Below are 503 nucleotides of genomic sequence, written 5' to 3'. Positions count from 1 at the left end.
TCATCTTTAGCCATTTCATGAACTGTATCATGGATAGCATCTAAGTTTGCAGCTTTAGCTCTCTTAGCTAAATCGAACTTTCCTTCAGTTGCTCCATTTTCTGCTGCAACTCTTAATTCTAAGTTCTTCTTAGTTGAGTTTGTAACTACTTCTCCTAATAATTCCGAATTTAGCTGCATGTTCTGCTTCTTCGTAAGCTGCTTTTTCCCAGTATAATCCGATTTCTGGATATCCTTCTCTATGTGCTACTCTAGCCATAGCTAAGTACATACCTACTTCACAACATTCTCCTTCAAAGTTTGCTCTTAAATCAGCTATTATATCTTCTGATACTCCTTGAGCTACTCCTATTTCATGTTCAGTTGCCCAAACTTTTTCTTCTGTTTGTTCTTTAAATTTATCAGCTCCAACGTGACATACTGGACATTCTGCTGGTGCAGTTTCTCCTTCATGAATATACCCACATACTGTACATACAAATTTCTTCATAATTTTATTCCTCC

Annotated in this window: 1 pseudogene; it reads right to left on the bottom strand. The window is 36.6% G+C overall.

The features are described 5' to 3' along the window. Nucleotides 1-489: pseudogene (locus tag HMPREF0216_RS12090) on the bottom strand (rubredoxin-like domain-containing protein); the annotation flags it as partial. Nucleotides 490-503 lie beyond the last annotated feature (14 nt).

The sequence above is a fragment of the Clostridium celatum DSM 1785 genome (assembly GCF_000320405.1).
Classification (GTDB): Bacteria; Bacillota; Clostridia; order Clostridiales; family Clostridiaceae; genus Clostridium; species Clostridium celatum.
Note: the sequence above shows the minus strand (reverse complement) of the source record. Positions and strands in the feature narration are given on the sequence as shown.